The 4550-nt window shown below is 45.7% G+C and carries 4 protein-coding genes; all 4 read left to right on the top strand.

The genetic code is table 11. The annotated features are described in order from the left end of the window. The first annotated feature begins 220 nt into the window (after positions 1–220). The 4 genes from CCU_RS04135 (at position 221) to CCU_RS04120 (ending at position 4496) form a co-directional block, all read left to right on the top strand. Positions 221–1609: a uracil-xanthine permease family protein gene (locus tag CCU_RS04135; protein ID WP_015533676.1), complete on the top strand. Its 1389-nt coding sequence runs from the start codon at positions 221–223 to the stop codon at positions 1607–1609. A gap of 38 nt (positions 1610–1647) precedes the next feature. Next, entirely contained in the window at positions 1648–2277 is a 630-nt protein-coding gene (gene upp / locus CCU_RS04130) for a uracil phosphoribosyltransferase (RefSeq protein ID WP_015533675.1), read from the top strand. A 181-nt stretch (positions 2278–2458) separates the two neighbouring features. Continuing rightward, a complete protein-coding gene (locus CCU_RS04125) occupies positions 2459–3109 on the top strand; it encodes an endonuclease III domain-containing protein (RefSeq protein WP_015533674.1) in 651 nt (216 codons plus the stop codon). A gap of 40 nt (positions 3110–3149) precedes the next feature. Beyond that, on the top strand, positions 3150–4496 hold the full coding sequence (locus CCU_RS04120; RefSeq protein WP_055146778.1) for a citrate/2-methylcitrate synthase: 1347 nt from the start codon (positions 3150–3152) through the stop codon (positions 4494–4496). Positions 4497–4550: the final 54 nt, after the last annotated feature.

Here is a 4550-nt window from a genome sequence, read left to right as displayed (position 1 = left end):
TTCAATCATAATATCTGTAGTCTCCTTCGACCTGTATCTTTATTTTTCTCCCCTTTACTCAATCCAAGCAGAATTGTAACAATTCTGTAACATTTTGTCAAGTGCTGACATATATTACATATCTTAAGTTTATTTTGGAAATTTCACTATTCAAATTGACCTTAGTGTAAATAAACTTTATAATATTTAACTAAGAAAAAATATGGGAGGATTATTACTTATGGATAATCAAAAAGAAGCCATTCGTGATGCACGTAAGCTTGGAATTCCAAAGATGCTTTTACTTGGATTCCAGCATATGTTTGCCATGTTTGGTGCAACAATTCTTGTTCCGCTTCTCGTAAACGGATACTTCGAGGGTCAGGGACTCTCAATTCAGGTAACTCTTGTATGTGCCGGTCTTGGAACACTGTTCTTCCACTTATGCACTAAGCTTAAGGTACCTGCATTTCTCGGTTCTTCATTTGCATTTCTGGGAGGTTTCTCCACAGTTGCAGACCTTAAAACAGGCATATTCAAGGACATGCCAATGGGCGAAAAGCTTCCATATGCATGTGGCGGTATTGTGGTTGCAGGACTTCTGTATCTGATACTTGCACTGATCGTCAAGCTTGTCGGCGTGAAGCGTGTCATGAGATTCCTTCCACCAGTGGTTACCGGACCTATCATCATATGTATCGGTCTGAGCCTCGCACCATCAGCTATATCAAACGCATCCACTAACTGGCTGCTTGCATTTATCGCACTGGCTGTTGTCATTGTGTTCAACATCTGGGGCAAGGGCATGTTCAAGATCATACCTATCCTCATGGGTGTACTTATCTCATATGGCGTTGCACTCATACTTCACTTCTGTGGTATGACCAACCCTGATGGTTCAGCAATACTCAGCTTTTCTGGAGTTTCAGACGCACATTTTCTCGGTCTGCCACCTTTCCAGATCTGCAAATTTAACTTAACTGCCATACTTGTCATGGCTCCTATCGCCATCGCTTCCATGATGGAGCATATAGGTGATATATGTGCCATATCAGCAACTGTAGATCAGAATTTCCTTGAGGATCCAGGTCTCCACAGAACACTTATCGGTGATGGTCTGGCAACATCTCTCTCCGCACTCTTTGGCGGTCCTGCCAACACAACCTACGGAGAGAACACAGGAGTTCTCGAGCTCAGCCGCGTTCACGATCCAAGAGTTATACGACTGGCTGCCATTTTTGCAGTCATCCTCGGTTTCATACCTAAGGTTGCAGAAGTCATCCGCTCAATGCCTTTCGCCATCATTGGCGGCATAAGCTTCATCCTCTACGGAATGATCTCAGCCATAGGTGTAAGAAATGTGGTTGAGAACCACGTAGACTTCACGAAGTCAAGAAACCTGATCATCGCAGCCGTTATCATGGTATGTGGACTTGGTTTCAAAAATGGCCTTACATTCACGATCGGAGGCACAACTATCACTCTTACAGGACTTGCCCTCGCAGCTATATTCGGCATCCTGCTGAATGCTATACTGCCTGGTAACGACTATACATTTGGTGAGAACACCAAGGGTGATGTAAGCCGTGGACTTGGAATGAATCCACAGAACTCTGACATTGAGGCATAATAATTATCTGTATATTATTTATTAGGAGGTTACACAATATGACAGATTACACAGTTATGACACATCCACTTATTCAGCATAAGATTTCAAAGCTCAGAGATAAGAACACCGGAACTGCCGAATTCCGTGCACTTGTTGAAGAGATCGCCATGCTCATGGGATATGAGGCTCTGAAAGATCTTCCTACCGAGGATGTATGTATAGAGACTCCTATCGAGGAATGCATGACTCCGGTCATCGCAGGAAGAAATCTTGCGATCGTACCTATTCTCCGTGCAGGACTTGGAATGGTCAGTGGACTTCAGGCTCTGGTTCCTACAGCCAAGATCGGACACATCGGTCTGTACAGAGACGAGGAGACTCATGAACCTCATGAGTACTACTGCAAGCTCCCTGATCCTATCGATGAGAGACTTATAGTTGTCACGGATCCTATGCTTGCAACCGGAGGATCAGCTGTTGCTGCCGTTGATTTCATCAAGCAGCACGGCGGTAAGCATATCAAGTTCATGTCGATCATCGCTGCACCGCAGGGAATTGAGAGACTTCTCAAGGCTCATCCTGACATCCAGCTATACGTTGGTCATGTTGACCGCGAGCTGAACGAGAACGCTTACATCTGCCCAGGACTTGGCGATGCCGGCGACAGAATCTTCGGAACAAAGTAAGATCTTTCAGACATGATATTTATACCAGCAAAGACATGCCGCAGCCCAGCACATATATTGGGCTACGGCATGTCTTCTCTTCCCAACATTTTCACACTTCTAACATTTTTATTAAGAATTCTTTTTCGATATCCATTTGCAGGCCTTTCATGTTATCATATAGAGACTGGAGGTCTTTTTTATGGAATCACAGAAGAGATATACGAAAAAACAGAGAACACTGGACATTATCGAGAGGCTGAAGAAGGAATATCCTGACACAGTATGCACCCTCGATACTTCACACGCATGGCAGCTTCTTGTCAGTGTCCGCCTGGCGGCGCAGTGCACTGATGCAAGGGTGAATGTGGTAGTCCAGGATTTATTTGCCAAATATCCAGGAGTAAAAGAACTGGCTGCTGCCGATGTCAGTGACATCGAGGCCATTGTGAGACCTTGCGGACTGGGGAAGAGCAAGGCCAGAGATATTAGTGCATGTATGAATATGCTTGTTGATTCCTATGATTGCCAGGTTCCTGACAGTCTAGATGAGCTGCTTAAGCTCCCCGGCGTAGGCCGCAAGAGCGCAAACCTCATCATGGGTGATATCTACGGCAAACCTGCCATTGTAACAGATACCCACTGTATACGCCTTGTCAACCGAATGGGACTGGTTGACGGGATAAAAGATCCGAAGAAGGTTGAGATGGAACTGTGGAAGCTTGTACCTCCAGATGAGAGCAATGACTTCTGTCACAGGCTGGTGGATCACGGCAGATCCGTGTGCACAGCCAGAACGAAGCCACATTGCGACGCATGTTGTCTAAGCGACATATGCAAAAAGATCATCTGATTTATCATACAAACGGAAAGGAGTTACTTATATGGAGTATATGGAGAATCTGACAGAATACGTGGAGAAGCAGGCTTCTCTCTGTCAGCAGCATGATGTGATAGACAAAGAGCTCTATGCCAGATACGGAGTAAAAAGAGGACTGCGTGATGAGAATGGACAGGGAGTTCTGACCGGTCTTACCAATATATCACAGATCATAGCATTTAAGGATGTGGATGGCCAGAAGGTTCCGTGTGACGGACAGTTATTGTACAGAGGCTATGATGTACAGGATCTCGTAAAAGGCGGCAAAGGAAAACGCCATATATTTGAGGAAGCTGCTTATCTTCTTCTCTTCGGAGAACTGCCTACCGAGGCTCAGCTCTCAGAATTCAGCAGTGTCATCGCCGAGTCCATGAACCTGCCGACCAACTTTACCCGTGATGTCATCATGAAAGCACCTAGTGTGGATATAATGAACTCCATGACAAGAAGTGTGCTGACTCTGGCTTCATACGATAATCAGGCTACCAACCTGGATATAGACAATGTTCTCAGACAGTGTATCGGTCTCATCGGAACATTTCCTATGATGGCTGTGTATGGTTATCACGCATACAACCATTATGAGAACGACGGAAGTATGTACATTCACAGACCTGACAAGGATGCTTCCGTGGCTGAAAACATCCTCAGGATGCTCAGGCCTGACATGAAGTATACCGAGCTTGAGGCAAGAGTTCTTGACATAGCACTTCTGCTTCACATGGAACACGGCGGTGGTAACAATTCCACATTCACCACAAGAGTTGTAACGTCATCCGGCTCTGACACATACTCTGCCATTGCCGCCGCCCTTTCATCCCTCAAGGGAAGGAAGCATGGTGGTGCCAACCTGCAGGTTATGAACATGATGGACGATATCAAGGAGCACATAAAGGATTACCATGACGAAGAGGCCATAGAGGCATATCTGGATAAGCTGCTGAACAAGCAAGCCTACGACCACAAGGGACTCATCTATGGTATGGGCCATGCCGTTTACTCACTGTCAGACCCAAGAGAAAAAGTCTTCAAGTCATTTGTCGAACAGCTTGCCGCTGCCAAGGGCAGGGACGAGGATATGACTCTGTACAACAACATTGAGAAGATCGCGCCAAAGCTCATCGCCAAGGAACGCAAGATATACAAGGGTGTCAGCCCTAACGTAGACTTCTACAGCGGATTCGTGTATGAGATGCTCGGAATTCCTAGGGAGCTCTACACACCGCTCTTTGCAGTGGCACGTATAGTTGGATGGAGCGCTCACAGAATCGAGGAGCTTGTCACTACAGACAAGATCATCAGACCGGCATATAAGAGTCTGGTTAAGTATAGAGAATATGTAGACAGAGACGCCAGATAGTCAATGTGTTTTCAATAACCTTAAAGCCTCGTCTACGACGTAACTAACTTACTA

It is taken from the genome of Coprococcus sp. ART55/1, from assembly GCF_000210595.1.
Lineage (GTDB): Bacteria > Bacillota > Clostridia > Lachnospirales > Lachnospiraceae > Coprococcus > Coprococcus aceti.
This window is presented reverse-complemented; position numbering and strand designations above follow the sequence as displayed.

What these genes read in the sequence shown, in the direction of transcription:
- CCU_RS04120 (WP_055146778.1), top strand. Translation starts at nt 3,150, where the DNA reads ATGGAGAATCTGACAGAATACGTGGAGAAGCAGGCTTCTCTCTGTCAG.
- CCU_RS04135 (WP_015533676.1), top strand. Translation starts at nt 221, where the DNA reads ATGGATAATCAAAAAGAAGCCATTCGTGATGCACGTAAGCTTGGAATT.
- upp (WP_015533675.1), top strand. Translation starts at nt 1,648, where the DNA reads ATGACAGATTACACAGTTATGACACATCCACTTATTCAGCATAAGATT.
- CCU_RS04125 (WP_015533674.1), top strand. Translation starts at nt 2,459, where the DNA reads ATGGAATCACAGAAGAGATATACGAAAAAACAGAGAACACTGGACATT.